The following is a 25,633-nucleotide window of genomic DNA, read 5'->3' on the forward strand; positions in this document are numbered from 1 at the left end:
TCCCCTTAATTTGTCTCATTATATTTAGGATTTAATATACGATTAATTCCCTCACCAATTAAATAAAAAGAAAGTACGGTAAATATAATTGCAAGGCCAGGAAATGTACATATCCACCAACTATTAGGAAGATATATCTTACCATGAGAAATAATCTTACCCCAACTTATAATATTGGGATCTCCAAGCCCTAGAAAAGACAAACCTGCTTCAGATAAAATGGCAGATGAAACTGCCATAGTAGAATCTGCTATAATAGGGAAAAGTCCATTAGGTATAATATGTTTAAATAATATTCTAGTATGACTTTCTCCAATTGTCTGTGCACTTTTAATAAAAGTTCTTTCTCTCAAAGCTATTGCTTGTCCCCTCATTAATCTTGCAGTTCCTGTCCAACTAGTTAAGGCCATAACAATAATTAAATTAGTTAAGCTACTTCCATAGATTGCAATAACTATAAGTATTAAAAAAAAGGTTGGTAGCATCATAAATATATTTAGGATTTCTGAAATTATTTTGTCAGTTTTTCCGCCAATATACCCTGATATACCCCCTACCAAAACTCCTATGGCAGATGAAATTACTGCAACTACAATTCCTATTTTTAGTGATGTTCTAGATCCATAAATCACCATACTAAATACATCTCTACCAAGACCATCTGTGCCAAATATATATTTAGATGATGGTTTTGCAATTAAATCTTCATTTAAAAAATTAGGATTTTTTGTAGCAATTAGTGGTGCACATACTGCCACTGATATTAAAATTATAAGAAGTATTATTCCTATTTTAAGTTCATTAACCGAATTTATTTTATTAGTTATGTATCTAATTTTCTTCCTCATAAACATCACATCCTTATTCAAACCTAATCCTTGGATCTATTAAGGCATAAATAATATCTGTAATTATCATAACTACACAAATAGATATTGATAGCATCAAATATATTCCTGTTAGCAGTGGGTAATCTCTTTTCATTATTGCATCCATTACAAGCCTTCCCATGCCAGGCCATGCGAAAACTATTTCTATAAGTGTAACTCCTCCAATCATAAAGGCCAAAGACATACTTAGTATTGTAATGGTTGGTATTATGGCATTTCTTAATACATATTTGTTAAATATCCTTCTCTCATTCATTCCTGTAGCTCTTAAAACTAATATAAAATCCTCTGACATAGTTTGTAGCACTGAGGCTCTTGAAATTCTAAAATATATTGGAGTCTGAATTATAAAAAGAGTGGTAACAGGCAAAATCATATGTTTAACAACATCTAAAACATAGACAAACCCTTTATTACCTGCTCTTATATCATACATTCCTGAGGTAGGAAGAATTTTTAATGTGGATGCAAATATGAGAATAAGAATTAGCCCTAACCAAAATCCTGGAAGAGCATCAAAAACATAAGAGATCCCACACATTATCCTATCTAATATGGAACCAACTTTCCTTGCAGCACATATACCAAGAAAAGTCCCAACTAAAACTGATAATATAGATGCTGTAAGTGTAAGTATAATTGTAGCAAATATTTTTTCTCCAATTAACTTTGATACAGGTTCATTACTTATATATGAATATCCTAAGTCACCTTTTAATATATTTTTAATATAATTTACAAATTGAACTGGAATAGGCTTGTCTAACCCGTATTTAATTGTAATATGCTGTATAAGCTCAGGATTAGGATTCTCTGTGCCTGCTATAACTTTTATAGGGTCACCAGGCGCATATCTTATTATAAAAAAGGTAAGACAAAAGGAAAATATTATGGTTATAATTCCTGTAAAAATACGTTTGCTTATGTATTTATTCATTGTGCTTCCCCCTTTTCAAACATATTTTTATAATGTTTTAGGTAAAAGGTAAGTCTAGAAACTAATTCTATATTTTCTATGTACTAGATTGCCCTCAATTAGTGTATCACTTAAGTTTTACTTTGTTAAATAGAAAATATCTCTAATTAAAATCTTTCAATAGATATTTTATATAGTATTTTTGAGGAATATTGTAAAAACTTCAATTTAAATTGCTATTAGTGTACTAAAGGTAGCTTTAAAAATACATAGAAATCAAAAATTTGCATAAATAAAAGGACGGTATTTACCGTCCTTCATTGTTTTTAAATTTTCTAAAGCTATATAATTAATAATCAATTATTTATTTTTACACTATATCCTCTAATTTCACCATATAGCTCTTTTCCTTTGGATTTTTCCAACTTAAAGTCATACAAGACCCTAAATCCGGCTTGTACATATTTACAGCAGCATCTTCCAAAAACATCTTTAGATTATATGCCGCATAAATTAAAGCTGCCTTTCTTTTAACTGAACTTCTCATCTTTCTTAAATTAATTAACCCACAAGCAACCCCTGCAAGATAAAAAGAAGGGTTATATAGAATATTTCTACTATCTGAAACTATAAGTTTTACATTATCCCTAAGTCTTGGTATTAACTGTCTTAAAAGAGACATTCCTTTCCCCCTTGGAATATCAACTTCCAATATACCTTCACTAACACACTTACATATTTTTTGCCAAAGTTCCCTATCAAACTCCGTATCAAAATCCAAGTAATCGGATAAAGTTATGGACTCCAAATATCTAATGTCATGAAATACATTACAGTTTTCTAATATATCACAAAAATCTATTATAATTGGCTTGTTTTCTGTAATAATTATATTATTACCTTGGAAATCTCCATGGGCCCAAGAGGTTAGGCATGTTACTTGAAGTCCATTCCAAGCATCTACATCACTAAAAAAGTAATAAGGATTTGGTAGAATAACTTCACTACCATCTAAAGAAATCCACTTAATATCTTTTCTAATACCTAAATCTTCAAAAGCTTTTATGTATTTTTCATCCATATATCTATAGGACATCTCTCCTTTTACTATTTCTTTAGGACATAGATATTGTTTTTCATGTTCTTTATTCCAAGTAAAAGCGAACTTAGTTAGCTTTGACATTATTTGATCCTTAAGTTCATCCTCATGGACTACTTTATCTAAAAAAGTTTCAGAATTATATATATCATCTCCTGCAAGATCATATAAATTAGCATATACAAAGGGTTCATTTTTAAACTTTATATCATAGGCCTTAACAAGTTTTGCAATGTATTTATGCATGTTATTTTTATTAGCTATTTCATAGGCTCTTTTAAAAGATATGGCCTCAGAACTACTACCTGTTAACTTTAAAATACCTACCTTGTTATCAGGTCCATACTCAATCATAAAAACTCCGGCACCGGATCTTCCATTGGTAAAGGCCCTTAAAATTTCCACTGGGGCAATTTTATCATTATTTTCTTCACTTTGTCTGTTAATTTCGTTTAGTATTTTTATAAGATTCATAAAATCACCTATTATTCAATATTTTAAACCATGTTAAATGTTTTGTATAACCATATTATACTTCATATTATTTAACATAGTATAAATAAATTATAACATATTTATTAATTGCCCCTGTGAAAATTAATTTTAATTTCTTATATTAATTATCCATAAATTTTATCACTTATGCCTTCCTTTAAAACTTTCTCAGCATACTCCTTAGCCTTCTTTAAAGAATGATCCCTATAGTTTCCGCATTGTACTTCATTTGCAGCAGGTACCTCTTCTGTTTCCATAACTTTTTTTAGAGAATACTCCAAGGCTTTTATTATAACTTTAGCCTCTGTATCTCCCCAAGTTATCATATAAAAACCAGTTCTGCATCCCATGGGTGAAATGTCTATTATTCCCTCCATATCCTCTCTCATATATCCAGCTAATAAATGTTCTAGGGTGTGAATCGCTCCCGTATCCATAACTTCTCTATTAGGCATCATAAATCTTAAATCAAATTTTGAAACTTTGTCTCCTAACTTCCCTTCTTGAACACCACATTTTCTAACAAAAGGTGCTTTTAACTTTGTATGATCAATTGTAAAGCTTTCAACTTTAACCATTTTAATTCCTCCTAGTTTTTATTATATATATTATTTATATATTCCTTTAGAAAAATATCTATCGCCCCTATCAGGAAATAAGGTTACAATATTTCCTGATCCTATGGTTTTTTCTAAGGTTAATACTGCAGCCATAGCAGCTCCCGAAGAAGGTCCTGCTATTATTCCTTCTCTTCTTGCAAGTTCACTACTAAAGTAAAATGCTTCTTCATCTCTTATTTTAATAACATCATAAACAAGATCCATATCCATAACCTTGGGTATAAAATTGTTTCCTATACCTTCTATGCTGTAACTACCTTCCTCTCCTCCTCCCATAGTGGATCCATAAGGATCCACTAAAATCCCTTTAACTTTAGAATTTTTCTCTTTTAAATATTTCATAACACCAGTAAATGTTCCTCCACTACCAGCACCTGCAACAAAATAATCAATGTCTCCATGTAGAGCATTATATATTTCTTTTCCTGTACCACTATAGTGTGACTCCGGATTATTAATATTTTCAAATTGCTTTAAAGATATAGAGTTTTCTATGGAACTTAAAAGTTCCTCTGCATATTCTAAAGCCCCTTTTATTCCTTTTTCTTTTGGGGTTAAAATAACTTCTGCCCCTAGAGCTTTCATCAAAGTTATTTTTTCTATAGAGAACTTATCTGGAACTACTAATATTATTTTGTACCCTCTGTTTAAAGCTCCTAATAGTACTCCTAATCCTGTATTCCCTGCAGTAGCTTCTACTATAGTCATTCCCTTTTTTAATATTCCAAGCTTTTCATATTCATTTATCATATAATATCCTACTCTATCCTTTACACTTCCAGTAGGATTATAGTATTCTAGCTTAGAAAAAATATTAACACTACTCTTTGTATGAAAATTATTTATTTTAATTAAAGGAGTATTGCCTATTAACTCTTTAATATTATTGTAATAGTTCATTTTATTTCTCCTTTGCCCTATTAAAAGCTCTTATTAAATCTTCTTTTAGATCTTCTTTATCTTCTATTCCTATGGAAAGTCTAACTAAATTTTCAACAATTCCAGCCTTCTCTCTTATCTCCTTTGGAATAGCCCCATGAGTCATGGAAGCTGGATGGCAAATCAATGACTCTACCCCTCCTAAACTCTCACCAAAAGTTATAATCTCTAGACTTTCAAGAAATTTTTTATAATCTATATTCTCTTTTATAATAAAGGAAAGTGTTCCTCCAAAGGACTTAGCTTGTTTTATATTTATATCATGACCTTTATGAGATTTAAGTCCTGGATAATAAACCTTTAATACTTCCTCTCTTCCTTCTAAAAATTCAGCTATATACTTTGCATTTTCCACATGCCTATCCATTCTAACTCCTAAAGTCTTAATTCCTCTAATTAATAAAAATGAATCAAAAGGTCCTAAAACTCCTCCTGTAGAGTTTTGAATAAAATGAATTTTTTCTCCTAACTCCTTTGAATTAACCACCACAAGTCCTGCAATTAAGTCACTATGACCTCCTAAATATTTTGTACCACTGTGAACTACAATATGGGCCCCTAAGTTTATAGGCTTTTGCAGATACGGAGTCATAAAAGTATTATCCACTATGGAAATTATTCCTTTCTCCCTTGCTAGGGCTGTTATTTCCCTTATATCTGTAATATCCATTAATGGATTTGTAGGACTTTCTATAAAAATTGCCTTAACATTTTCAGAAATTTTATCTTCTACTGAACTTCTATTACTCATATCAGTAATCTCATAAGTTATACCAAAATTATTAAAAATCTTATCTAAAACTCTAAAAGTTCCACCATATAAATTATCTGGAATTAAGATTTTATCCCCACTTTTAAAAAGAGATATCACAGCAGTTATTGCTGCAAGTCCTGAAGCAAATGCAAACCCCCTCTCCCCCTCTTCTAAATCTGCTATAAGTTTTTCTAAGGCGTCTCTTGTTGGGTTTCCAGTTCTTGAATACTCATATCCTGTATTAACTCCAAATGAAGGCTGTTTATAAGTTGAAGTTTGATAAATTGGTACATTTACAGCTCCTGTTTTTGCATCTCCATCTACGCCACCATGAATTAGTAATGAATTAAATCTCATAATATATCCCTCCAAAATTTATTTAATAGCCTTTGCTAAAAAAATCCCTGTTTCTAAAAACTCTCCCTTTGCTGAATAACCTGTGCAAGTAAGTCCTATATCTTTATATTTTACTTCTCTAAACTTAGACTCTCTAAACCAAAATAATATATCCTCTTCTTTAAAACCCAGCCATTTATCATACATCTCTTCTCGAGCCCACTGTCCATCATGCTCCATAACATCTGTAATAATTAAAGTACCCTTTGGCTTTAAAATTCTATACATTTCTCCGATAGATTTACTAGGGTTTACTACATGATGAAGTGCCATGTTTATAAAAATTACATCTATAGATTCATCAAACAATGGAATATCTTCCAAATCTGCTTTTATACTATAGAGATTATTGTAACCTTTACTTCTCGATTCCTCATTTAAAATCTTAAGCATATTTCTAGAACTATCCACGGAAAATACAATCTTAGCCTGGTCTAATAGAGCCATAGAAATAAAACCACTACCACAGCCTAAATCTGCTACAATTTTATCCTTTATATCAACTTCGCCAAAAGCCTTATATTTTAGTTCATCTTTAAAGTATCCCTCTCTTATTACATTCCACTTCTCTGCAATAGTATCAAAATAATTAACAGAATTCATAAATTCCCCTCCTTAAAATTCAAAAAATAAATCCTGCCTCCGTAATAGAGGCAGGATATCCCGCGGTTCCACTCTAATTATTGTATCTTTTCCTTCTAGATACAATATCTTATTTTTGGTACTAACATACCTCAAGGCTTTAACGGGCCTTCCCGCAACAGTCTACTATAATTTCGACATAGAGCTCAAAGGTGCATTGGCTTAAATTCCACTTGAAATCTCTTTCAGCCTAGGAGATTTCTCTCTGTAAGTTTTCTTTAAGTTACTATTCCTTATCATGGCTTTTACTTTAATTTAATACATACTTATTCGATAGGTTTAATGTATTTTAATTTGTTTAATATAATTATATGCATAAGCATTCCTTATGTCAACTATAAATTTTTATAATTTTTAAAACCTTCCTTTATGAGGTATAATTATTTTAGTTAAAAATCTTGGCTATATTTGGAGGATAAATATGATATTAAGATCTGAAATTCAAAAGTTAAAAGGGGAAGGTTTTTTAAAGCAAAGAGAGGGTGACTTTTTTTCTGTAAGAGTATTAAGTTCTGCTGGAAATTTTACAAGCAAAGAAATATCTAAGATGGCTTCTATTGCTGAGAACTATGGAAAAGGTTACTTAGGCTTTACTACCAGACTATCTTGTGAAATACCTTGGATAAAATATGAATATATAGAAAAAGTAAAAGAGGAGTTAGAGAATTCAAATTTAAGTTATGGAGGTACTGGTAAGAAGGTAAGACCACTCATGGCTTGCAAAGGTACAATTTGTACCCATGGTTTAATAGATACACAAGGGCTTTGCAAAGAGCTTCACGAAAAATACTTTGCAATGGATATGCCTTCAAAATTTAAAATAGGTATAGTAGGATGTCCTAATAACTGTGCTAAAGCTTCTTTAAATGATTTAGGAATAATGGGACAAGTTATTCCTAAGTTTAATGAGGAATCTTGTGTAAATTGTGGTATGTGCTTAAAGGTTTGTAAAGAAGGGGCTATTGGGAAAAAAGAAGGTAAAATATCCTATAATAAAGATAAATGTGTAGACTGTGGAGAATGCACAAAAGTGTGTAAATTCAATGCTTTTGAAGAAGAAAAATCAGGAGTTTCAATTTTTGTTGGTGGACGATTTGGACGTAACTACAGCCTAGGTCAGAAACTTCCAAAAATCTATGCTTTAGATGAAGCTAAAGAAGTCTGTGATAAAATAATAACTTATTACAAAGAAAATGGTATGCCTGGAGAGAGAATATTTAAGCTTGTAAATAGAATAGGCTTTGAAGAGTTTTTACAAAATATAGGAGAATACTAATTTGAAATTTTAAGCTATATATACTTTGATTTCAAATCTAGAAGTAATTGAATAATCTTATGTATAAAAAGTACGCAATCACTAACGATTGCGTACTTTTATATTAGAACATTCTATCTAATTCTCTTTTTCTGTTTTTTTGCTTTTGCTTTAAATTATTTAAATCTTCACTAGTCATATTTTCTGCGTTATGATTTATATAACCTTCCGTTTCAATATAGTTTTCTTTTAAATTTTCTGCTTCTTCTTTCCTACTTTGATTTGAAAAATCCCCACCATAAGTTATTTTATTTTTAAGGTTTTCCATTTCGTTTCTTCTAACTTCTTGTATTTCTCTAGCATTTTCTAAGTTTCCTCTAGATCCTATATCTGAATGTTGTTCTAAATGTCTTTCTGTTCTAACATAGTTATCCATAGTTTCACTTAATTGGTTTAATCTATTCTTTACTTCTCTCTTTTCTGCATTCTTCATTTGTATGACCTCCTATTTCTACCATTCTATGCCCTTTGAGCAAAATATTTGGACTCTATTTTTTTATATTTTACTTTAAACTATCTTTGTATTACAATAATATTTTGTCTCTTTTAAAAATAATAATACTAATAAAATTGTGGCATATATATTAAAATTTCGTTGATAATTTAAATTTATATTAATCTTATAAAAGTATAATATATAATAAACAAAATACCCCTAATACTATTATATACTATTAATACCATAATAAGGATTTATAACGGCATAATAACTGTCTATTATCTTTTAAAATAATGAATATTAAGTAGGATAGTCATAAGCTGAAATAAAAAAAGAATTTTCCTAAGGAAAACTTAAAGGTTTTCTAGAAAAATTCTTTTTATTTATGTAATCAATACTATTAAATTTAAACAGACTAATATTATTCTTGAGCTTTGCCCTTTTCTTTTTCAAGTATTACTATAAGTTCTGCAATATCTTTTTCCATAGCTTTAAAATATGCTAGTGCCGTTCCTAAAACCTTATCCGCATCAAATTCTTCATCTGAACCAACAAACTCATAAGTTACATTTACATTGTTTCTTTTGTCTATATAGTACTTTATCCCCTTAGTTCTCATATTAAATTCGTTTATGGTTTCAAGAGCTTTTACCATAGCTTTATGCCCAGTTAAGTTAACAACTTTTGTTACTACTTCAACTACTGGTGTTGGGTATATTATCACATAATAACTAAATTCTCCAAATTGATTTTGGAATACGCTCTTATAATAGTGAACATCGTCTTGCTCAGCTTTTTCAAAAGCCTCTTCAATATCCTTTTCTTCTAAGAAGTTTTCAAATATTTGAACTTTGCTCATATATTACTCCCCCTATTTATAAGTTTTAATATATATTAACACAAAGTTAACTTATATACAATTTATTTTTATCCGATGACTAGCCGCTCTGTTTATTATATTTCACTTACATTTTTGAAGCTATATCCTTGTTTTTTTAAAGTAGTTATAAAATAATCTAAGGCATCTGCATCAGACTTTGATAATCCATGTAACAGATAAATGGCACCATTATGAGCACTATCCACCATCTTTTTCTTTGTGACTTCTACAGATGGTTGATTATCTATGTCATAATCAGCATGAGCAAAGCTCCAAAAGAAGGATTTATATCCCATACTTTTTATAATTCCTAAAGATTTTTCACTATAATGTCCCATAGGATACCTAAAGAATTTTGTAATATTTTGTCCTGTAGTTTTCTTATATAAATCTTCTATATATATGATTTCTTTTTGAAACTTATCCTTATTATCTGCTAAAGTAGGCATAGAAGGATGATTAGCTGTATGATTTCCTATGGTATGTCCATCATTTAATATAGCCTTAACTAAATCAGGCCTATTTTTAAGAAAATCTCTTGTTACAAAAAAGGTAGATTTAATTCCATGTTTTCTTAGAGTTCTTAAATTTTGTTCTGCATAACTTTCAGAAACCCCCTCATCAAAGGTTAAATATATTACTTTTTCTTCGGTATCTCCTATATAGTAAGAATTATATTTACTTAAAAACTCCTTAGTTTCAGCAGCTCTTGGAACTTTATGCTCTTTATTAGGTATATAATACCATGATTTTTTTTCATTATTTAAAGAGTTAATATTTTTATCAGAGTTTAGTTTTTCTTCTTGTTCCTGCTTCTTTTTTTCCTCTTTTTCTTTTTCTTCTTGTTTTTTCTTTTCTTCTTCTAATCTCTTTTGCTCTTCTTCTTGCTTCTTTTGTTCTTCTTCAGCTCTCTTTTGTTCTTCTTCTAATCTCTTTTGTTCTTCTTCTACCCTCTTTTGTTCCTCTTCTAATCTTTTCTTATTTACATCCGTATTTTCTTCTATCTTTGTATTATTACTTTCTTCTATCTTATCAAATCTTCCACACCCTATAAAACTAATACTTACTATTATAGATAAACCTAAGCTTATTATTTTTTTCATATTCCCGTCTCCTTATGATGTTAAGAATTTAATTATATTTTATAATAATCTTAAGTCTAACTCCATACTATAAATCGATTTGTAATTATTCTGTTTCCTATTTGAAACCTTTTATACCATGACTAGCCGCTCTAATCTCCCATGGAACTCTGTGAAAGCAATTCCTACCAAATGGAAGATTTAGACTCTCTATTTATAAATTTTCTACATATTCTCTATAATATTCTTTATCCATTTATCAGAGCGAAGTCTTTTAAAGCAGAAAATTGATTTAATAATTTCCTCTACAGTAACCAATGCCACTACATACTGAACTGGTAATTTAATTATAAATGCTCCTATAAAGGCAAGTGGAACCCCTATAAGCCACATAGTTATAGCTTCTAATTTTAAAGAATAACCTGTATCTCCGCCACCTCTAAGTAATCCTACAATGCAAGTAATATTAAAAACTCTTATAATTAAGATAATTGAAACTACATAAAGTATAATTTTTGAAGTATATTTTACTTCTTGTGAAACATTAAAGAAAGAAAGTATATACCCTGACGTAGAGCTTAATAAAATTGCAATTACTATACCAATTAAACAAGATAATATAGAAATTCTTATGGCATCATCCTTAGCTTCATCCATAAGTCCAGCTCCTACCTTATTACCAATAAGTACAGTAGATGCACCGGCTATTCCAAAAATGACCACCATAAATAGGTTTTGTACTGTAGTACAAATTTGTACTGAAGCTAAAGCTTCTGTACTTATTCGCCCATAAATTATAGAGTAAACTATGGTTCCAATGCCCCAGCAAGCCTCATTTAAAACCACAGGAACTACAGTTTTAAATATATTTAATATAAATTCTACATTAAAATTAAGCATGTCCCTAATTTTTGCATTAATAACGTTATTTTTATAATACACATATAAAATTAAAACAATACACTCAAAAACTCTCGCAATTAAAGTTGCTAGAGCTGCTCCTTCAACTCCCATCGTAGGTGCTCCGAAGTTTCCAAATATAAACATATAATTAAAAAACATATTACATACGATAGCAAAAGCACTTACTACCATAGGTGGAACTGCATTATGTATAGCTCTTAGTGCTGTACTATAGTTAAAGCTTATAGCTGTAAATATATAGCTAAAACAAACTACCTTCAAATATCTAATACCAAGTTCTATTACAATAGTTTCCTTATTAAATAAACTTATAATACCGTAAGCACAAAAATAGGCTATTACAGTAAATACTATGGAAATGGCTACTCCCATAAAATTTCCAAAACCCACTACCTTTTTTATATTGTCCCTATCCTCTTTCCCCCAAAACTGAGCTATAAAGACCCCACACCCCGCATATATACCTATAATAAATAAGTTAAAAAGAAAAAAGTATTGATTTGCTATACCAACCGCTGCAATTTCCTTTTCCCCAACTTTTCCAATCATCAAGGTATCCACCATATTTAAGGATGAGGCTATAAAGTTTTGAATTACAATAGGTAATGCAACTTTTAAAAGATTTTTATATAATTTCTTATCCTTAAACATCCATGAAAAAATTTTTTCTTCTCTATTCATAAAATTCTCCCTTCTGTACATCTAGTTTATATACCTTAAGACAAAAAAATACAACCGCCTTGAAGTTTTTCAAAGTGGTTGCTTCTAATCACTCATATTTAAACATATTTTCTATAATAAATAATTATACAGTATTTTATTTTTTATTTCAATAAGTATAATCAGTGGTTTTCAATATTAAAGAGATTGTGAACCTGAAAACTAAATAGACCTATCTATATCATCTTTACTATTAATTATACCTTCTTTTTTTAATATATAATTTATTACACTGTTCTTTTCATTTGTACCTATAATATCTGTAGCATAATCCTTAAGTTCTTTCTTCGCATTTAAAACTGCTACGGCATTTTTAGCTATTTTAAACATAGGTATATCATTATAACTATCTCCAAAAACCGTAACCTCACTATTACTAACACCTTCTAGTTCCAGTAAAGTCTCTATAGCCCTAGCCTTAGTAGCTCTATTAGAGGTTATGACTAGCCAGTGCCAACCTGGGTAATATTGATCCTCTTCAAAGGTCATGTGGAGATACTTTCCATAGTTTTCTTTTAAAAATTCATATAAATCTATTAGATTTTCTCTCTTATTTATAATAGTGAGAGTAGTTATTTGATCTTTTAAAGCATCTTCTATATTTTCTAGCTTTGTAAGCCTCGGATCTTTATCATCTGATTTTTTCTTAAGAATTAGCTCCATGCCTTCATTAATAACCTCACCGTAATACAACTTGTCCTCTTTTCCCGTAAAAGCAGATACTAAGGGTGATGAACCATACTCCTTAGTTAATCTTATTACCTCCCTTGAAACCTCCTCTTCTATGCTATTTATTATTATATGTTTTCCTGTATTATAATCAGAAATATAAGCACCATTATGTTCTATTATAGGAAGTTTTAAAGGCACATCTCCTAATATATATTTTATAGAAGTATAACTTCTAGCTGAAGCTACAGTAAAATTCACACCTTTTTCTAAGAGATATTCCATGTTTTCTCTTGAATAATCAGAAAGTCTTGCATTATTCTTAAGTAGAGTTCCATCTAAATCACTTATGTATATTTTTCTCATATTCTTCTATTCCCCTTAAAAATTAGTTTATACTATTATTATTCTATGGATTAAATACTTTACTATATTATTCTACCATTAATTCTTATACTTTGTTATATAAAGATTTATTATCTTAAATCTATGCAAAATCTTTAAAATAACTAATATTATTTTCTTGTATTTTATTTCTGTACAAATTGTAAGTAGATGCATAATATATTAAGTAGCTGTTATAGTAATTATTTTTATATTTTTCTGAATATTTGAAATACTGTATGTACTTTTTATTGCAGTTGTTGTAAAATTTATATAAACATTTTTAAATCTTGAAGGAGAGATGCACAATGTTTAATAATAAATATCTATACAGGGAATCTTTAGGTACTAATTCAAAGAATCTACCTTATTTCTACGCTCTAGAAATAAAAGGGATTTCCAATTATAAATTGTATAAAGCTTATATACTAGAAGATTCTATCTTATTCACAAAAATTAGCGAAAATTTCTTTTTGCATAATCCAAATAATAAGAAATTTATAGAGTCTTTGTTGAGCAGAGAAATTTTTTATGATAACTTAAACTTGAATAAAAAAACATGTATTCCTAAGGATAATAGTAGTTTTGAAGTTAATTTAGAAAATGCCTCTGAAATTAATATTAAAAGTAGATCTTCTTTTAGAGTTTTTCCCTATAAAAGCACTGGAATTTTTACAATAAATTTTAAGGACTTAAACAATAGAAATTTTCACCTTATTGGAAGACAAGATACAAAATATATTTATGAATGTTGCAAAAAAATTTTCCCTAAGATAAGTCTTATAAATTGCAACTCCAAATATAATATCACAGAAATTGCTAAATATTATTCAAACCTAGGACATGATTATATGGCATTAAAGATTATTGAAAATTATATTAATAAAGTTTCAATGGAATCCATAGATGAAAGTATATCATTTGAAAGAGCTAGGCTATTAAAAAACGTAGGTAATTATAATGAATCTCTAAATGAACTATTAAATTTAGAAGATAATTTTAAAGATAAGAAATCCTTATTTAATGAAATTTCTTCTATTTATATTTTATTAAATAACTCTGATAAAGCATTAAAGTATACCAATATGGTCTTAGAGACATTTGGAGGTAATCCTTTAACTTACTTTAATATGGGAAAAGCTTTAAATCTTAAAAGTGAATATGAGAAAGCACTAGAAAATTTTAAGCTTGCAGAAGATTTAGGTTATAAAGATAATGACTTGATATTTAATAAAGCCTTAGTTTTTTTCAATTTGGAGGATTATAAAAAATCCCTATATTTTTCAGAAAAATATCTTCAAAGTTCTCCAAAAGATATTAAGGCTATGCTATTAAAAGCTGAGACCTTATATTTTTTAAATCAATATAAGGATGAGATAGCCCTTTTAGATAAAATAATTGCTGTAGATAATACTATATTTCATGCATATTGTTTAAAAGCTGATGCCTTAATTAAATTAGAGGATGATAAAAAGGCTCTTAAAATATTAAATAAAACTATTAGAGCTTGTCCTGAATATCCTCTTCCTTATTATATTAAAGCTTGTTATTATTCTAAAATTGCAGATAATGAAAGTGCCCTTAAAAATCTACAGCAAGCTATAAAGCTTTATCCTAAATATATAGACTATGCCCTAGATGATCCTAGGTTAAATTTCATTAAATTTACTTCTGAATTTAGAGAAGTAATTCTTAAATATGAAAACCTTGAAATAACTTAATATATTAAAAAATAGAAAAGTTGTCCTTCAGAAACTACTGGGACAACTTTCTTCTTTTATTATTTTATTGTTTTAAAGTTTTAATTCCATTTTTAGCATCTAAATCATTAGGATTTATTGAAATTGCTTTATTAAAATATTCCTTTGCCTTCCCTTTATCTCCCTTTTCTAAATAATTCCATCCAATACATGAATATAAATTTGCATTTTTTTCATCTATTTTTAAAGCTGTTTGACATATCTCTAGTGATTTATCTTGCTTACCTAAATTATTATATGTCCAAGCAAGCCCTCTATAAGCATCAAAATAATTGGGATTTAATTTAATAGCTTTTGTAAAATCATCTAATGCCTCATTATATTTTCTAAGAGAATTATAACTCCATCCTCTTATATTGTATGCTGAACTTTCCTTGTCGTATTTTTCTATAGACTTATTAAAAGAATTAATGGCATCTTTGTAGTCATTTAAATTATAATATGCCCATCCTTTATAAAGATATCCTAAGTAAGATTCTTCATTTTCTTTTATTATTTTTTCGCTTAAATTTATAAGTCCCTTATAATCTTTATTATTATCATAAGCATTAGCAATAGAACTCAAAACATCTATTGTTATATTTTCTTTTTTTAAAAGCTTCTTCTCTCCAAACTGAATAGCTTTATTGTAATCACCTTTACTAACAAGTAAATCTATTTCACCCTTTACTGCATAGTGATTTGTAGGGTTAAGTTCCAATGCCTTTTCATAATCCCTTATAGCTTCTTCATATTTTTTTTCAGAAGTAAAAAATTCACCTCTTCCAACATAAGCCATAGAGTATGAAGGGGATTTATCTATTGCCTTATTAAAGTATTCTAAAGCTTTATCTTTATTATTAGAAGTAATATAGATATTTCCTAGTATTACATAGTCTACTTCATTTTTAGGATTAAACTTTTTACTCTTATCTATTGCTATTTTTGCATCCTTAATATTTTTATCTTTTAAATCCATAAGGCCTTTAACTACATAGGGAAATTCTTCTTCAGGTTTTAAACCTATGGCTTTTTTTATATCTTCTCTGCCCTCTATATTTTTATTTAAAAGGCTTCTTACATAAGCTCTGTAGGAATAACTTCTATAGTCTTCATTTTCCTTTAAAGATTTTGAAAGTTCCTTTTCTGCCTCTTCCAATCTATTTTCTGTTATTAATGTATATATATAATTATATTCCTTTTTCTTTTTATTATTAAAATATAGACCCATACTTAAAGCAACAATAACTATAATAGTAATTATTATAAAAGGACTTTTTGAAGTTTTTTTATTTTTTCTTGTTGATTTCATAATAATATTCCTCCTCTCCATATGTTTCTAAGTTTTATCCTATGCCTATAAGATACTGTGTGTTCCGTTCTATTTTCTATAAGTGTATATAAATTATAATTTAATACACACTTAGTTTAGATTTATATTAGTATGTTATTATTATATATAATTTTACACCACTATTATATATAATCTTATATTATTATAATATATTTAGTCTTTATTTGAAACAGTTCATAAATAATCCTATTATAAAAACTCTAATCTTACTTATACTATTTAGGAAAATACTTTTAAGGAGCGTAGTTATTATGTGGAAAACTCTTATAAAAAAAACCTTACCAGCTTTACTTTGTATTTCTTTAGTATTTCCCAGTATTGGTAATGTCTATGCAAATAATAATGCTACTAATAAAAATAATAATATAGATAATTCTCTATCAGAGAAGGAAGAATTCACAAATTATCTACAAAAACTTTTTGACACAAAAAACGAAATATTTTTCTCTGGTGATTTAGAGCCCTTATTCGAATATTATGATACCTCTCAAAACTATGGAAGATATTCTGTAGATCATGAAATTAGGCGTTTTAGATATTTAAGGGATTGGGCTTCCATAAGAGGAATTAAATTTACAGAAATTTCTTCTCAAGCTATGGTTAAAAACGTAAGTGGTTCAGGAGATTTAAAGAAAATTAGAGTAGATGAAGAATACAAATTTAAATATATCTATAAGGATGATGAAAATCCAATTGAAAATGTCTTTGGTGTAGCTCTTTTTCACACTTTAAAACTTAAAAAACGTGATGGAAATTGGAAGGTTTTCAATGACTACTACTTAGATTGTTTTGAAGATGGACTAAAAGCATACAATGTAGATATAAAAGAAAAAAAACTTCCAGAGCCACAGCCGCAAAAATATGATTTAACAAAATTACCTCCAAGAAGCTCTTCTAATATTATACCCAGTCATAAATCCGCATACAATAGAGAAAAAGCTGCGCAATATGCAGATAGATATTCTGGGGTAACTTGGGCTAATGGTGGCATGACTCCAAAATACAACAAAAAATATAAGAACTTTACTGGTATAGGTGGAAATTGCACAAACTATATTTCTCAATGTCTAGGTGACGAAGAAGGTGGAGAGTTAAAACAAGGTAATGGATGGCATTCTGTAAAAGTATCTACTGGCGGTCATGAAGGCAGTTCTGCTTGGGTTAATGCCGATGCCTTTAAGAATTTTTTATTATATAGTGGAAAAGGTAGACTTGTTAAAAGAGGAGAATTTAAAGACTTTTTAAAAGAAAATGAGATTAATTCAACTTCTTGTTTTGAAAATCTATATCTTGGTGATGTGGTATCCTATGCTAAAAAAAATGATATAGATCATAATGCTATAATAACTGGCTTTGATTCCCATGGATATCCTTTGGTGAACTCTCATACAATTGATAGGTATCATGTTCCTTTTGATTTAGGTTGGGGTGATAAGGGAATTTATTTCTACTTAATTCACATAAGATAATGGCATATAACTAAAAATTAACCCATGCAAAAAAGTTTAAAAAACTTTATGCATGGGTTATATATTGCTTATAAACAGTTTAAATATAATCTAATAAAAATAAATTTGCTTTATAGTACTTTTTTATTCCTCTTAAGCTAATTGAATTCATCATCAAGATTTTCTAAAAAAGAATGCTTTTCTCCTTTTATTTCCCATCCTAATATGGAATCCATACTTACATTTTGTGCTGCCCTAAAAATAGATTTATCTACATCTGGAAATCCTTTTTTTAATTCTTCAATTAAATCTTTAATTTCATAACGCTTGTTTCCTATTTTCTTTGCAGCTACCATGCAAGCACAGTTTAAAGGCCATATTCCACTTTTTTGTATAAACTTCTTTATATGTATCTCTTCTATATAATACATTGGACGTATAAGTTGAATACCCTTAAAATTAGATGAATTTAATTTAGGGAGCATAGTCTTAAAATTTCCTGAATATAATACATTTAACATAGTTGTCTCTATAACATCATTAAAGTGATGTCCTAGGGCAACCTTATTACACCCAAGTTCCTGTGCTTTAGAATAAAGAGCACCTCTTCTCATTCTCGCACACATATAACAAGGATAATCCTTTGCTATGTTATCTACCACATCAAATATATCTGAATTATATATTTTTAAAGGTATATTTAAATACTCACAATTTTCCACCAATAACTTTCTAATATCTGCATGATAACCAGGATCCATACAAACAAATTCTAATTCAAAATTCATTTGCCCATGACGTTTTAACTCTTGAAATAATTTTGCAAGTAATAAACTATCCTTACCACCAGATATAGCTACAAGAATTTTATCCCCTTCTTCTACAAGTTTATAATCCTTTATAGCTCTAATAAATTTTGTCCAAATATGTTTTCTATATTTTGTTATTATACTTCTCTCTATATCTTTTAAAGGTTTTCTCTCATTAGAAGGGATTAAAACCTCGCAACCTTCTCCTGCTATACCACTCATAAAATCACCTCACTTTTCTACAAACCATTATAACATAAGGTAACCATTAGTTTATATAGATTATAAAATTTCAGTTTAACTAGAATATGTATAGGTTATTCTATCATAACCTTAGACCATTTTATATTATCTATGTACTTTTCTACAAAATTCTTGTTCATGCTAGGATGAATAGTGTCTTCATGAAGTATAGTTATAGTTGCCATAGTTATGGCATATATTACGGTATCTTCTATAGATAGTCCATTAATATAACCGTATCCTATTCCTGCTACAAAAGCATCCCCTGCTCCAGTGACATTTTTAACTTCTACATCTTCTGCCTTAAATTGTCCCATTTTTTCTCCATCGGAAAAGAAAATCCCCTCTTCATCAAGGCTTATAAATACATTTTTAACACCTAGTGAATGAAAATATTTAACTACTTTTTTCAAATCATCTATGCCATTTATCTTTATTCCACTTAAAACTTCTGCTTCATATCTATTAGGCTTTATGGTATGAAAATACTTAACTAAAGCCTTAACTTTTTCTGCTTTGCAGGCTGATACTGGATCCAATATAAACTTAGTTTTACCATAGAATTTTTTTAATATATATTCTAATATAGCTGGATTATCTGTATCTAGAATAGTATACTCTGCATTTTCTATAACTTCAGATTTAGAGTCTATAAATTCAGGAGAAATCTTATCTATGCTCTTCATGTCTGCAACTGCAGATACCATTTCACCTCTTTCATCTAAAATAGCCATATAAGTTGGCGTGGACTCCCCCTTTAAAACTAAAGAGTCGCTCATATTGTATCCAATATACCTAGAATGCTGAATCATGCTGCTTCCCTTTTCATCATCACCTAAAATGGATATAAACTTAGTCTTAACTCCTACCCTTGCCATATTTTCTGCAATATTTCTACAAACACCACCAAAAGACATTTTCACCCTTCCTGGTGTAGAATTACATTTGATATAATTTTCCACACAAAATCCAAATATATCAACTACAGAAGCTCCTAAAACTAACATGTATGATTCTTTTGTACTCATTTTTCTACCGCCTCTCTAATTCTTAACTAAATTATTTTAACATATTTATAAGGTTGTAGTGAATAGGTATTTTAAAATAAATCAAATTATTCAAACTTAATCTGTATATAATTTGGGGATTAATTAATACTATCTGTATATAATCTTTGAATTTAATAATACTATCTATATATAGCATTATTAAATTTTATAATTTTATGTAACTTATCTATTAATTTTGATAATTTTAATTAAAAAATTAGTTGTTTGATGATATAATATAAAAAATGAGTAATAAAATGTCATAAAAATGATAAATAAGGCATTTGGAGGTGTGGTATGAATTTAGCCACTGGAGTATTCTCTGAAATTACGAGCAAAATAGCTTTTATTATCAAAAATTATTCATATAGTAATAATAAAAATAATCTTTTTTTTATAAACTGGGATGAAATTAAATTTAAAATTTCTTCCTTAACACTAGTAGAGTTTTCCGACCTTATTCTTTATATATTTAAATTAAAAGACTTTACTGTGGATACCTTTTATCCTTTTTTTGAAGGTAAAAGATTTCACTTACATAAAGATTCCCAAAACTATGTTCTAGAATGTAGAGTTTTCTGTAAAACAGAATCATTATGTAAACCTCTAGCTGTGGACCTAAAAGAATTTATGATTGATAATAAGATTTCAAAGGGATTTATAGCATGTACTGGAAAGTATACTAAGGAGTGTATCGATTATTGTTCTCTTATGAATATAGAACTTCTAAGTATTGATGATATTATTTTTAATCTACAGCATTTAGATAAAAATGTTTTATCTTTAGTTTTAAATCATTTAAATCATGAATTTTATTATTAATAAAAACATATAAAGTAAAAATATGTTGCTTTTCCCCTCTTATCATATTTTAAAATAGAAAAAATATAGTTGGTACTAATAAAAATAGCCCAATTAGGGCTATTTCTATTAATACAATTTTTTAATTTTAAATAATCTATCTAGTGCTTCCCAGTTTTGTGGAAATGGTCTTCCTAATGCCCAGTAACTAACTCCCTTTAGTCCATACCTTCTAACTAAGTCTGCCTTACGTTCTATGCTCCTCACATCTTCAAACCAAACCACATGCTCTCTTCCATTCTGATCTAAATAAGTGTAATAAGGTGATTTGCTTTTTATGTCATATTTTATCTCTGCTCCATATCTCCTAGCCCTATCTATAGCTTCTACATTTCCTATAGACTCTGCAAATTCTCCTCCTGGAGTATATGGAAGAGTCCAATCATAACCATAATAAGGTACGCCCATCATTATCTTCTTTGGGTCAATTACTGAAACAGCATATCTAATAACTTTTTCAACTTCATTTACTGGAGCTACGGCCATTGGAGGGCCACCTGACCATCCCCATTCATAGGTCATTATTATTACAAAATCTACAATATCTCCTATAGTCTTATAATCATGAGCACCATGCCAACTTCCTTCTTTTGCATCGTAAGTCTTAGGTGCTAGGGCAGCTGATAGTTTATAACTTGCTGATATAGCCATTTTTAACTTTCTTAAAAAGTTATTGTAATCTTCTCTTTGATTTGGAGGTATCCTTTCAAAATCAATTATAACCCCATAATAATTTTTTGCCTTTAATACATTAAGAATATTATTAATTAAAGTTTTCTGTAATTCATCATTTTTTAAAATATCACTTATTAATTGTGTATCAAAATTTGCTCCAGATATATTACTTATAGAAAGCATTGGAGCAACTTTATTTTCCCTTGCTATAGCTAGGATATTTTCATCCTTTAATGGGGTTAAACTACCATCTTTATTAACATGATAACTAAAGGGCGACACATAAGTTAGGTATTGTATGCTTTCAGATAAAACACTTTTCTCTCTTTCCTCTGTACTAGGCTGAATAAATGCGTTTACTTCTATATCACCATAAGCTCTCTCCTTTTCAGGTATTCTTAAAACCTGTCCAGGATAAATAAAATCACTGCTAGATATATTATTCAGTTCTAGAATCCTCTCAGGTGGAACTAAAAATCTTCTCGATATACTCCATATGGTATCACCAGGATTTACTCTATAAGTTCTTTCTTTAGCCGGTATTATTAAACTTTGTCCAAGGACTAACTGGTTTGGACTTTGAATTTTATTCGCGTTTATAATATCCGCCTCAGTGACACCATAGTTTCTTGCAATGGAATAAATTGTATCTCCCCTTCTAACTATATGAATAACCAAAGAAATCCCTTCTTAAAATTGCTTTCACCATTAATATATTCCATAGATTATTTATGGTTAATTTAAATATATATATTTTACCCTTTCCATTTTTAAAATAATAGACTTATCCATTTAAAATATTTGAGTTGAAATTTTTATTATTATAGGGTAATCTCTTATTAAGAATAATTATTAATTAGGAGTGAGTGATTTGAAAATATATTCTTGGAACGTAAATGGCCTTAGAGCTATAATGAAGAAAAATTTTTTAGAATTTATAGAGGAATATGATCCAGATATACTATGTATACAAGAAACCAAACTTCAAGATGCAGACCTTACAGACTCTCTTAAAAATATAAAAGGATATCATTCTTATTTTTCCTTTGCAGAGAAAAAAGGATATAGTGGAGTTGCTACCTTTACTAAAGAAGAACCTATTTCCGTTAAACATGGTATTGGAATACCTGAGTTTGACTCTGAAGGAAGAATTTTTATAACTGAGTTCTCTAGTTTTACACTACTTAATATATACTTTCCAAATGGTCAAATGAGTGAAGAGAGATTAAATTATAAAATGGATTTTTATGATGCAATATTAGAATACTGTAACAAGGAAGTTAATAATGGTAAAAATCTTATAATTTGTGGAGATTATAATACAGCTCATACCCCTATGGATATAAAAAATGCAAAGGCTAACAAAAAAACCTCTGGTTTCTTACCAATGGAAAGAGCATGGATAGATAAATTTATTGGGGAAGGATACACAGATACTTTTAGACATTTTAACCCCGAAGAAATTAAGTATTCTTGGTGGAGTTATAGATTTAAAGCAAGAGAAAGAAACACTGGTTGGAGAATTGACTATCACTTTGTCTCAAATAATTTTCTAGATAAAGTTAAGGGAGCTAGCATTTTAAATGAGGTTATGGGATCAGATCATTGCCCTGTTGTTATAGAAATATAAAAAAGGTGCAAAAATTTTTGCACCTTTTTTATTTAGTTTCCGAGTTGAATATTACTTAAATAAGAATATTAATCGTCACAAGTTATCCCTCTTCACACCGTAATTCCAAATTGGACATTACTTAAATAAGAACCAACACTTAGTAAAAACCCATTTCCCATTTTCACGAATAAGCTTTAATTCTTGTTTTCTAAGCTCAGGACCATGCACAGTACCCCTCTTTTCAGTAAGAGATACCTTTATTTTATCTCCTTCTTGTATTGCCTTAAACTCTGTTATTGGTTGTCTATAGGTTATTACATCTCCTATTTGACCTACTATTATATAAAGCTTACCATCTTCTGTTAGAGATACATCGTCTGCTATTTTCTTAGCTTCACTTTCTGTAAAGGTTCCCTTAAACACATCTACTATTTGATCTTTTGATGTAAATCTAGGACTAGTATAACATATCTTTTCCTGTATAGTTTCATACTCAATGTTCTCAAAATTTTCTATACTTGAATACCATAAATCTAAGGCTGTTCTAGCTTTTTTTAGAATTTCTTCTTTACTTAATTCTGTATTATTTACATCTACAGGTTTTTTCTCATCCTTAGGTAACTTTTTATCTTCAACTTTATTTTTTTTAACTTCTTTTTTAGCTTCTTTTTTAACTTCTTTTTCTACTTTGTTATTATCCACTAATGCTGAATTATTTTTCTTATTATCTGTTGCCTTTAACGCCTGATTTTCATTATCTTTTTTCTCTTCGCTTACTGTTACTAAATTATCTTTCTTCTCTTCATTATTTTTTTTATCAGTTAATGGAATGTTTATATTATCTTTTTCAGAACTTTCCTTATTTTCTGATAACACTTTTGTTTTCTCATTCTCCGCTATAGACTTTTTATTTGATATACTATAGGCACTCACCCCTACAGTAGTTGTAATTAATAATGATATTAATAATACCTTTGATATCCTTGATAACTTTATCATGAATACACATCTCCTAAAATAATATTTTAAATCCTTACACTTATTATTATAGGTTAAATGCTATATGAATAAGCTACAATATTATTTAAAAGATGCTACAAATTGGTTACAAATAAGTTTGTATAAAAAAACCATATTAAGATTCATATCCTAATATGGTTTAAATAATCTATTTAGAAATAAGTTCTTTTGCAGATATTCCTGGTTCTGTCATTCCATTTGTATCTAATATTTTATCTAGTTGTTCTTCTGTGAATATCCCTTCTTCTATTGCAATTTTTCTTACAGGCTCTCCTGTTTTTAATGCAGTTTTTGCAATTTTAGCTGCTTCTTTATATCCTACATGTGGACATATTGCAGTGATTATACCTACACTATTTTCTACTAAGGATTCACATCTTTCTCTATTTGCAGTTATTCCTATTATACAATTTTTAATAAAGGTATTTACACCATTTTTTAATGTATCTATGGATTCAAATAAATTGTAGAATATTACAGGTTCAAAGGCATTTAATTCTAATTGTCCAGCCTCTGCAGCCATGGTTATAGTCATATCATTTCCTATAATATTAAATGCTACTTGGCTCACAACCTCTGGTATTACAGGGTTTACCTTTCCTGGCATAATAGAAGAACCATTTTGTTTTGGTGGAAGATTAATTTCTCCAAATCCAGTTCTAGGTCCTGATGACATAAGCCTTAAGTCATTTGCCATTTTAGATAAGTTAACTGCACAAGTTTTAATAGCTCCTGATACAGCCACAATTACATCTAGGTTTTGAGTTGAGTCAACTAAGTCTTCAGCTTGTACAAATTCTATACCTGTTACCTTAGCAAGAGCTGGAACTACCTCTTTAAAGTAATATTCATCAGCATTTATTCCAGTTCCTATAGCTGTTCCACCCATATTTACAACCCTTAAATCTTCTTTAACCTTTTCAATTCTCTTTATATCTCTTTTAATAGCAGAACTGTACGCCTTAAATTCTTGGCCTAATCTAATAGGCACAGCGTCTTGCATTTGAGTTCTTCCCATTTTTATAACATCATCAAACTCTTTAGCTTTTACTAAAAGAGCATCTTCTAATTCATTAAGTGATGCTAAAGCCCTATCTAGTAAATTTATAGTAGTTATCTTACCTGCTGTTGGAATAACATCATTAGTAGATTGTCCCATATTTACATGGTCATTTGGGTGAACCATATCATATGCGCCTTTCACTCCGCCTAATATTTCTCCAGCTCTATTTGCTACAACTTCATTTACATTCATATTTGCAGAAGTTCCTGCTCCACCTTGAATAGGATCTACTATAAATTCCTCATGTAATTTTCCACTAATTATTTCATCACAAGCTTTAATAATAGCTTCTTCAATTTTCTTATCTAATAATTTTGCTTCATAGTTTGCTATAGCCGAAGCTTTTTTTACCTCAGCAAGACTTATTATAAATTGTGTGTGCATAGAACGGTTTGTTATTCTAAAATTTTCGCACCCTCTTAAAGTTTGTACTCCATAATAAGCTTCTTTAGGCACATTCTTTTCACCTATAGAGTCACTTTCAATTCTAAATTCCATAAATACCCCTCCATTTTATATAAAAAACTTTAAACACATAAAAATATGTAAATCATAATTAGCTCTCTAAGCTTTAAAGAGATTTCTCCCTCCACTTA

23 protein-coding genes and 1 other annotated feature are annotated in these 25,633 nt (G+C 29.0%); of the genes, 5 read left to right on the top strand and 18 right to left on the bottom strand.

What is annotated here, in order from left to right:
- Positions 1-5: 5 nt before the first annotated feature.
- The 7 genes from FNZ64_RS14370 to FNZ64_RS14400 all read right to left on the bottom strand — a co-directional run bounded on the left by FNZ64_RS14370 (position 6) and on the right by FNZ64_RS14400 (position 6,712).
- Complete coding sequence (locus FNZ64_RS14370; protein WP_142415701.1) at positions 6-848, bottom strand: ABC transporter permease; 843 nt, start codon at positions 846-848, stop codon at positions 6-8.
- 13 nt (positions 849-861) lie between these two features.
- On the bottom strand, positions 862-1,827 hold the full coding sequence (locus FNZ64_RS14375) for an ABC transporter permease (protein WP_142415702.1): 966 nt from the start codon (positions 1,825-1,827) through the stop codon (positions 862-864).
- A gap of 349 nt (positions 1,828-2,176) precedes the next feature.
- Positions 2,177-3,379, bottom strand: a complete 1,203-nt coding sequence (locus FNZ64_RS14380; protein ID WP_142415703.1) for a hypothetical protein — start codon at positions 3,377-3,379, stop codon at positions 2,177-2,179.
- Between the two features lie 146 nt (positions 3,380-3,525).
- Complete coding sequence (locus FNZ64_RS14385; protein WP_142415704.1) at positions 3,526-3,978, bottom strand: S-ribosylhomocysteine lyase; 453 nt, start codon at positions 3,976-3,978, stop codon at positions 3,526-3,528.
- 30 nt (positions 3,979-4,008) lie between these two features.
- On the bottom strand, positions 4,009-4,920 hold the full coding sequence (locus FNZ64_RS14390) for a PLP-dependent cysteine synthase family protein (RefSeq protein ID WP_142415705.1): 912 nt from the start codon (positions 4,918-4,920) through the stop codon (positions 4,009-4,011).
- Between the two features lies 1 nt (position 4,921).
- On the bottom strand, positions 4,922-6,070 hold the full coding sequence (locus FNZ64_RS14395) for a trans-sulfuration enzyme family protein (RefSeq protein ID WP_142415706.1): 1,149 nt from the start codon (positions 6,068-6,070) through the stop codon (positions 4,922-4,924).
- Positions 6,071-6,088: 18 nt separating this feature from the next.
- Positions 6,089-6,712, bottom strand: a complete 624-nt coding sequence (locus tag FNZ64_RS14400) for a class I SAM-dependent methyltransferase (protein WP_142415707.1) — start codon at positions 6,710-6,712, stop codon at positions 6,089-6,091.
- A gap of 43 nt (positions 6,713-6,755) precedes the next feature.
- Positions 6,756-7,000 (bottom strand) — a binding site (T-box leader).
- A 166-nt stretch (positions 7,001-7,166) separates the two neighbouring features.
- Here FNZ64_RS14400 and FNZ64_RS14405 point away from each other — a divergent pair.
- Positions 7,167-8,027 carry a 4Fe-4S binding protein gene (locus FNZ64_RS14405; protein ID WP_142415708.1) on the top strand — a complete coding sequence of 287 codons (861 nt, stop codon included), beginning with the start codon at positions 7,167-7,169 and terminating at the stop codon, positions 8,025-8,027.
- A gap of 103 nt (positions 8,028-8,130) precedes the next feature.
- Here FNZ64_RS14405 and FNZ64_RS14410 read toward each other — a convergent pair whose 3' ends face one another.
- The 5 genes from FNZ64_RS14410 to FNZ64_RS14430 form a co-directional block, all read right to left on the bottom strand.
- Positions 8,131-8,499, bottom strand: coding sequence for a hypothetical protein (locus tag FNZ64_RS14410; RefSeq protein WP_142415709.1), 369 nt, complete (start codon positions 8,497-8,499; stop codon positions 8,131-8,133).
- A 427-nt stretch (positions 8,500-8,926) separates the two neighbouring features.
- Positions 8,927-9,364 carry a type III secretion system chaperone family protein gene (locus FNZ64_RS14415; protein ID WP_142415710.1) on the bottom strand — a complete coding sequence of 146 codons (438 nt, stop codon included), beginning with the start codon at positions 9,362-9,364 and terminating at the stop codon, positions 8,927-8,929.
- 95 nt (positions 9,365-9,459) lie between these two features.
- Entirely contained in the window at positions 9,460-10,488 is a 1,029-nt protein-coding gene (locus FNZ64_RS14420) for a polysaccharide deacetylase family protein (RefSeq protein WP_142415711.1), read from the bottom strand.
- A gap of 204 nt (positions 10,489-10,692) precedes the next feature.
- The gene (locus FNZ64_RS14425) at positions 10,693-12,072 is read right to left on the bottom strand and encodes an MATE family efflux transporter (RefSeq protein WP_243129295.1); all 1,380 of its coding nucleotides are present in this window, start codon (positions 12,070-12,072) and stop codon (positions 10,693-10,695) included.
- A 201-nt stretch (positions 12,073-12,273) separates the two neighbouring features.
- Positions 12,274-13,146 (bottom strand): HAD family hydrolase, encoded by an 873-nt coding sequence (locus FNZ64_RS14430; protein WP_142415712.1) that lies wholly within the window; start codon positions 13,144-13,146, stop codon positions 12,274-12,276.
- A gap of 326 nt (positions 13,147-13,472) precedes the next feature.
- On the opposite strand from FNZ64_RS14430, the gene FNZ64_RS14435 reads away from it, so the two are divergent.
- Positions 13,473-14,885, top strand: coding sequence for a tetratricopeptide repeat protein (locus tag FNZ64_RS14435; RefSeq protein ID WP_142415713.1), 1,413 nt, complete (start codon positions 13,473-13,475; stop codon positions 14,883-14,885).
- A 64-nt stretch (positions 14,886-14,949) separates the two neighbouring features.
- Here the strand turns inward: FNZ64_RS14435 and FNZ64_RS14440 are convergent, their stop codons facing one another.
- Positions 14,950-16,215 (bottom strand): tetratricopeptide repeat protein, encoded by a 1,266-nt coding sequence (locus tag FNZ64_RS14440; protein WP_185903809.1) that lies wholly within the window; start codon positions 16,213-16,215, stop codon positions 14,950-14,952.
- 293 nt (positions 16,216-16,508) lie between these two features.
- On the opposite strand from FNZ64_RS14440, the gene FNZ64_RS14445 reads away from it, so the two are divergent.
- Positions 16,509-17,726 (top strand): amidase domain-containing protein, encoded by a 1,218-nt coding sequence (locus FNZ64_RS14445; RefSeq protein WP_142415715.1) that lies wholly within the window; start codon positions 16,509-16,511, stop codon positions 17,724-17,726.
- Positions 17,727-17,863: 137 nt separating this feature from the next.
- Here the strand turns inward: FNZ64_RS14445 and FNZ64_RS14450 are convergent, their stop codons facing one another.
- Positions 17,864-18,736 (bottom strand): tRNA 2-thiocytidine biosynthesis TtcA family protein, encoded by an 873-nt coding sequence (locus FNZ64_RS14450; protein WP_142415716.1) that lies wholly within the window; start codon positions 18,734-18,736, stop codon positions 17,864-17,866.
- A gap of 95 nt (positions 18,737-18,831) precedes the next feature.
- Positions 18,832-19,785 (bottom strand): carbohydrate kinase family protein, encoded by a 954-nt coding sequence (locus tag FNZ64_RS14455; RefSeq protein WP_142415717.1) that lies wholly within the window; start codon positions 19,783-19,785, stop codon positions 18,832-18,834.
- Between the two features lie 318 nt (positions 19,786-20,103).
- Here FNZ64_RS14455 and FNZ64_RS14460 point away from each other — a divergent pair, with 318 nt between their 5' ends.
- The gene (locus tag FNZ64_RS14460) at positions 20,104-20,628 is read left to right on the top strand and encodes a hypothetical protein (protein ID WP_142415718.1); all 525 of its coding nucleotides are present in this window, start codon (positions 20,104-20,106) and stop codon (positions 20,626-20,628) included.
- 108 nt (positions 20,629-20,736) lie between these two features.
- On the opposite strand, the gene FNZ64_RS14465 is transcribed toward FNZ64_RS14460, so the two are convergent.
- Entirely contained in the window at positions 20,737-22,020 is a 1,284-nt protein-coding gene (locus tag FNZ64_RS14465) for a glycoside hydrolase family 18 protein (RefSeq protein ID WP_142415719.1), read from the bottom strand.
- A gap of 193 nt (positions 22,021-22,213) precedes the next feature.
- Between FNZ64_RS14465 and FNZ64_RS14470 the strand changes: the two genes are divergently transcribed.
- Positions 22,214-22,972: an exodeoxyribonuclease III gene (locus FNZ64_RS14470; RefSeq protein WP_142415720.1), complete on the top strand. Its 759-nt coding sequence runs from the start codon at positions 22,214-22,216 to the stop codon at positions 22,970-22,972.
- 117 nt (positions 22,973-23,089) lie between these two features.
- Here the strand turns inward: FNZ64_RS14470 and FNZ64_RS14475 are convergent, their stop codons facing one another.
- Together FNZ64_RS14475 and FNZ64_RS14480 are read right to left on the bottom strand one after the other, a co-directional pair.
- A complete protein-coding gene (locus tag FNZ64_RS14475; RefSeq protein WP_142415721.1) occupies positions 23,090-23,953 on the bottom strand; it encodes a hypothetical protein in 864 nt (287 codons plus the stop codon).
- Between the two features lie 169 nt (positions 23,954-24,122).
- Complete coding sequence (locus FNZ64_RS14480; RefSeq protein ID WP_142415722.1) at positions 24,123-25,535, bottom strand: aspartate ammonia-lyase; 1,413 nt, start codon at positions 25,533-25,535, stop codon at positions 24,123-24,125.
- Positions 25,536-25,633: the final 98 nt, after the last annotated feature.

It is taken from the genome of Hathewaya massiliensis, assembly GCF_902143515.1.
Classification (GTDB): domain Bacteria; phylum Bacillota; class Clostridia; order Clostridiales; family Clostridiaceae; genus Hathewaya; species Hathewaya massiliensis.

Coding starts and splice junctions, on each gene's coding strand:
- FNZ64_RS14440 (WP_185903809.1), bottom strand. CDS start 16,215: ATGAAATCAACAAGAAAAAATAAAAAAACTTCAAAAAGTCCTTTTATA.
- FNZ64_RS14450 (WP_142415716.1), bottom strand. CDS start 18,736: ATGAGTGGTATAGCAGGAGAAGGTTGCGAGGTTTTAATCCCTTCTAAT.
- FNZ64_RS14390 (WP_142415705.1), bottom strand. CDS start 4,920: ATGAACTATTACAATAATATTAAAGAGTTAATAGGCAATACTCCTTTA.
- FNZ64_RS14445 (WP_142415715.1), top strand. CDS start 16,509: ATGTGGAAAACTCTTATAAAAAAAACCTTACCAGCTTTACTTTGTATT.
- FNZ64_RS14385 (WP_142415704.1), bottom strand. CDS start 3,978: ATGGTTAAAGTTGAAAGCTTTACAATTGATCATACAAAGTTAAAAGCA.
- FNZ64_RS14430 (WP_142415712.1), bottom strand. CDS start 13,146: ATGAGAAAAATATACATAAGTGATTTAGATGGAACTCTACTTAAGAAT.
- FNZ64_RS14380 (WP_142415703.1), bottom strand. CDS start 3,379: ATGAATCTTATAAAAATACTAAACGAAATTAACAGACAAAGTGAAGAA.
- FNZ64_RS14435 (WP_142415713.1), top strand. CDS start 13,473: ATGTTTAATAATAAATATCTATACAGGGAATCTTTAGGTACTAATTCA.
- FNZ64_RS14400 (WP_142415707.1), bottom strand. CDS start 6,712: ATGAATTCTGTTAATTATTTTGATACTATTGCAGAGAAGTGGAATGTA.
- FNZ64_RS14415 (WP_142415710.1), bottom strand. CDS start 9,364: ATGAGCAAAGTTCAAATATTTGAAAACTTCTTAGAAGAAAAGGATATT.
- FNZ64_RS14410 (WP_142415709.1), bottom strand. CDS start 8,499: ATGAAGAATGCAGAAAAGAGAGAAGTAAAGAATAGATTAAACCAATTA.
- FNZ64_RS14375 (WP_142415702.1), bottom strand. CDS start 1,827: ATGAATAAATACATAAGCAAACGTATTTTTACAGGAATTATAACCATA.
- FNZ64_RS14425 (WP_243129295.1), bottom strand. CDS start 12,072: ATGAATAGAGAAGAAAAAATTTTTTCATGGATGTTTAAGGATAAGAAA.
- FNZ64_RS14395 (WP_142415706.1), bottom strand. CDS start 6,070: ATGAGATTTAATTCATTACTAATTCATGGTGGCGTAGATGGAGATGCA.
- FNZ64_RS14460 (WP_142415718.1), top strand. CDS start 20,104: ATGAATTTAGCCACTGGAGTATTCTCTGAAATTACGAGCAAAATAGCT.
- FNZ64_RS14420 (WP_142415711.1), bottom strand. CDS start 10,488: ATGAAAAAAATAATAAGCTTAGGTTTATCTATAATAGTAAGTATTAGT.
- FNZ64_RS14480 (WP_142415722.1), bottom strand. CDS start 25,535: ATGGAATTTAGAATTGAAAGTGACTCTATAGGTGAAAAGAATGTGCCT.
- FNZ64_RS14370 (WP_142415701.1), bottom strand. CDS start 848: ATGAGGAAGAAAATTAGATACATAACTAATAAAATAAATTCGGTTAAT.
- FNZ64_RS14455 (WP_142415717.1), bottom strand. CDS start 19,785: ATGAGTACAAAAGAATCATACATGTTAGTTTTAGGAGCTTCTGTAGTT.
- FNZ64_RS14475 (WP_142415721.1), bottom strand. CDS start 23,953: ATGATAAAGTTATCAAGGATATCAAAGGTATTATTAATATCATTATTA.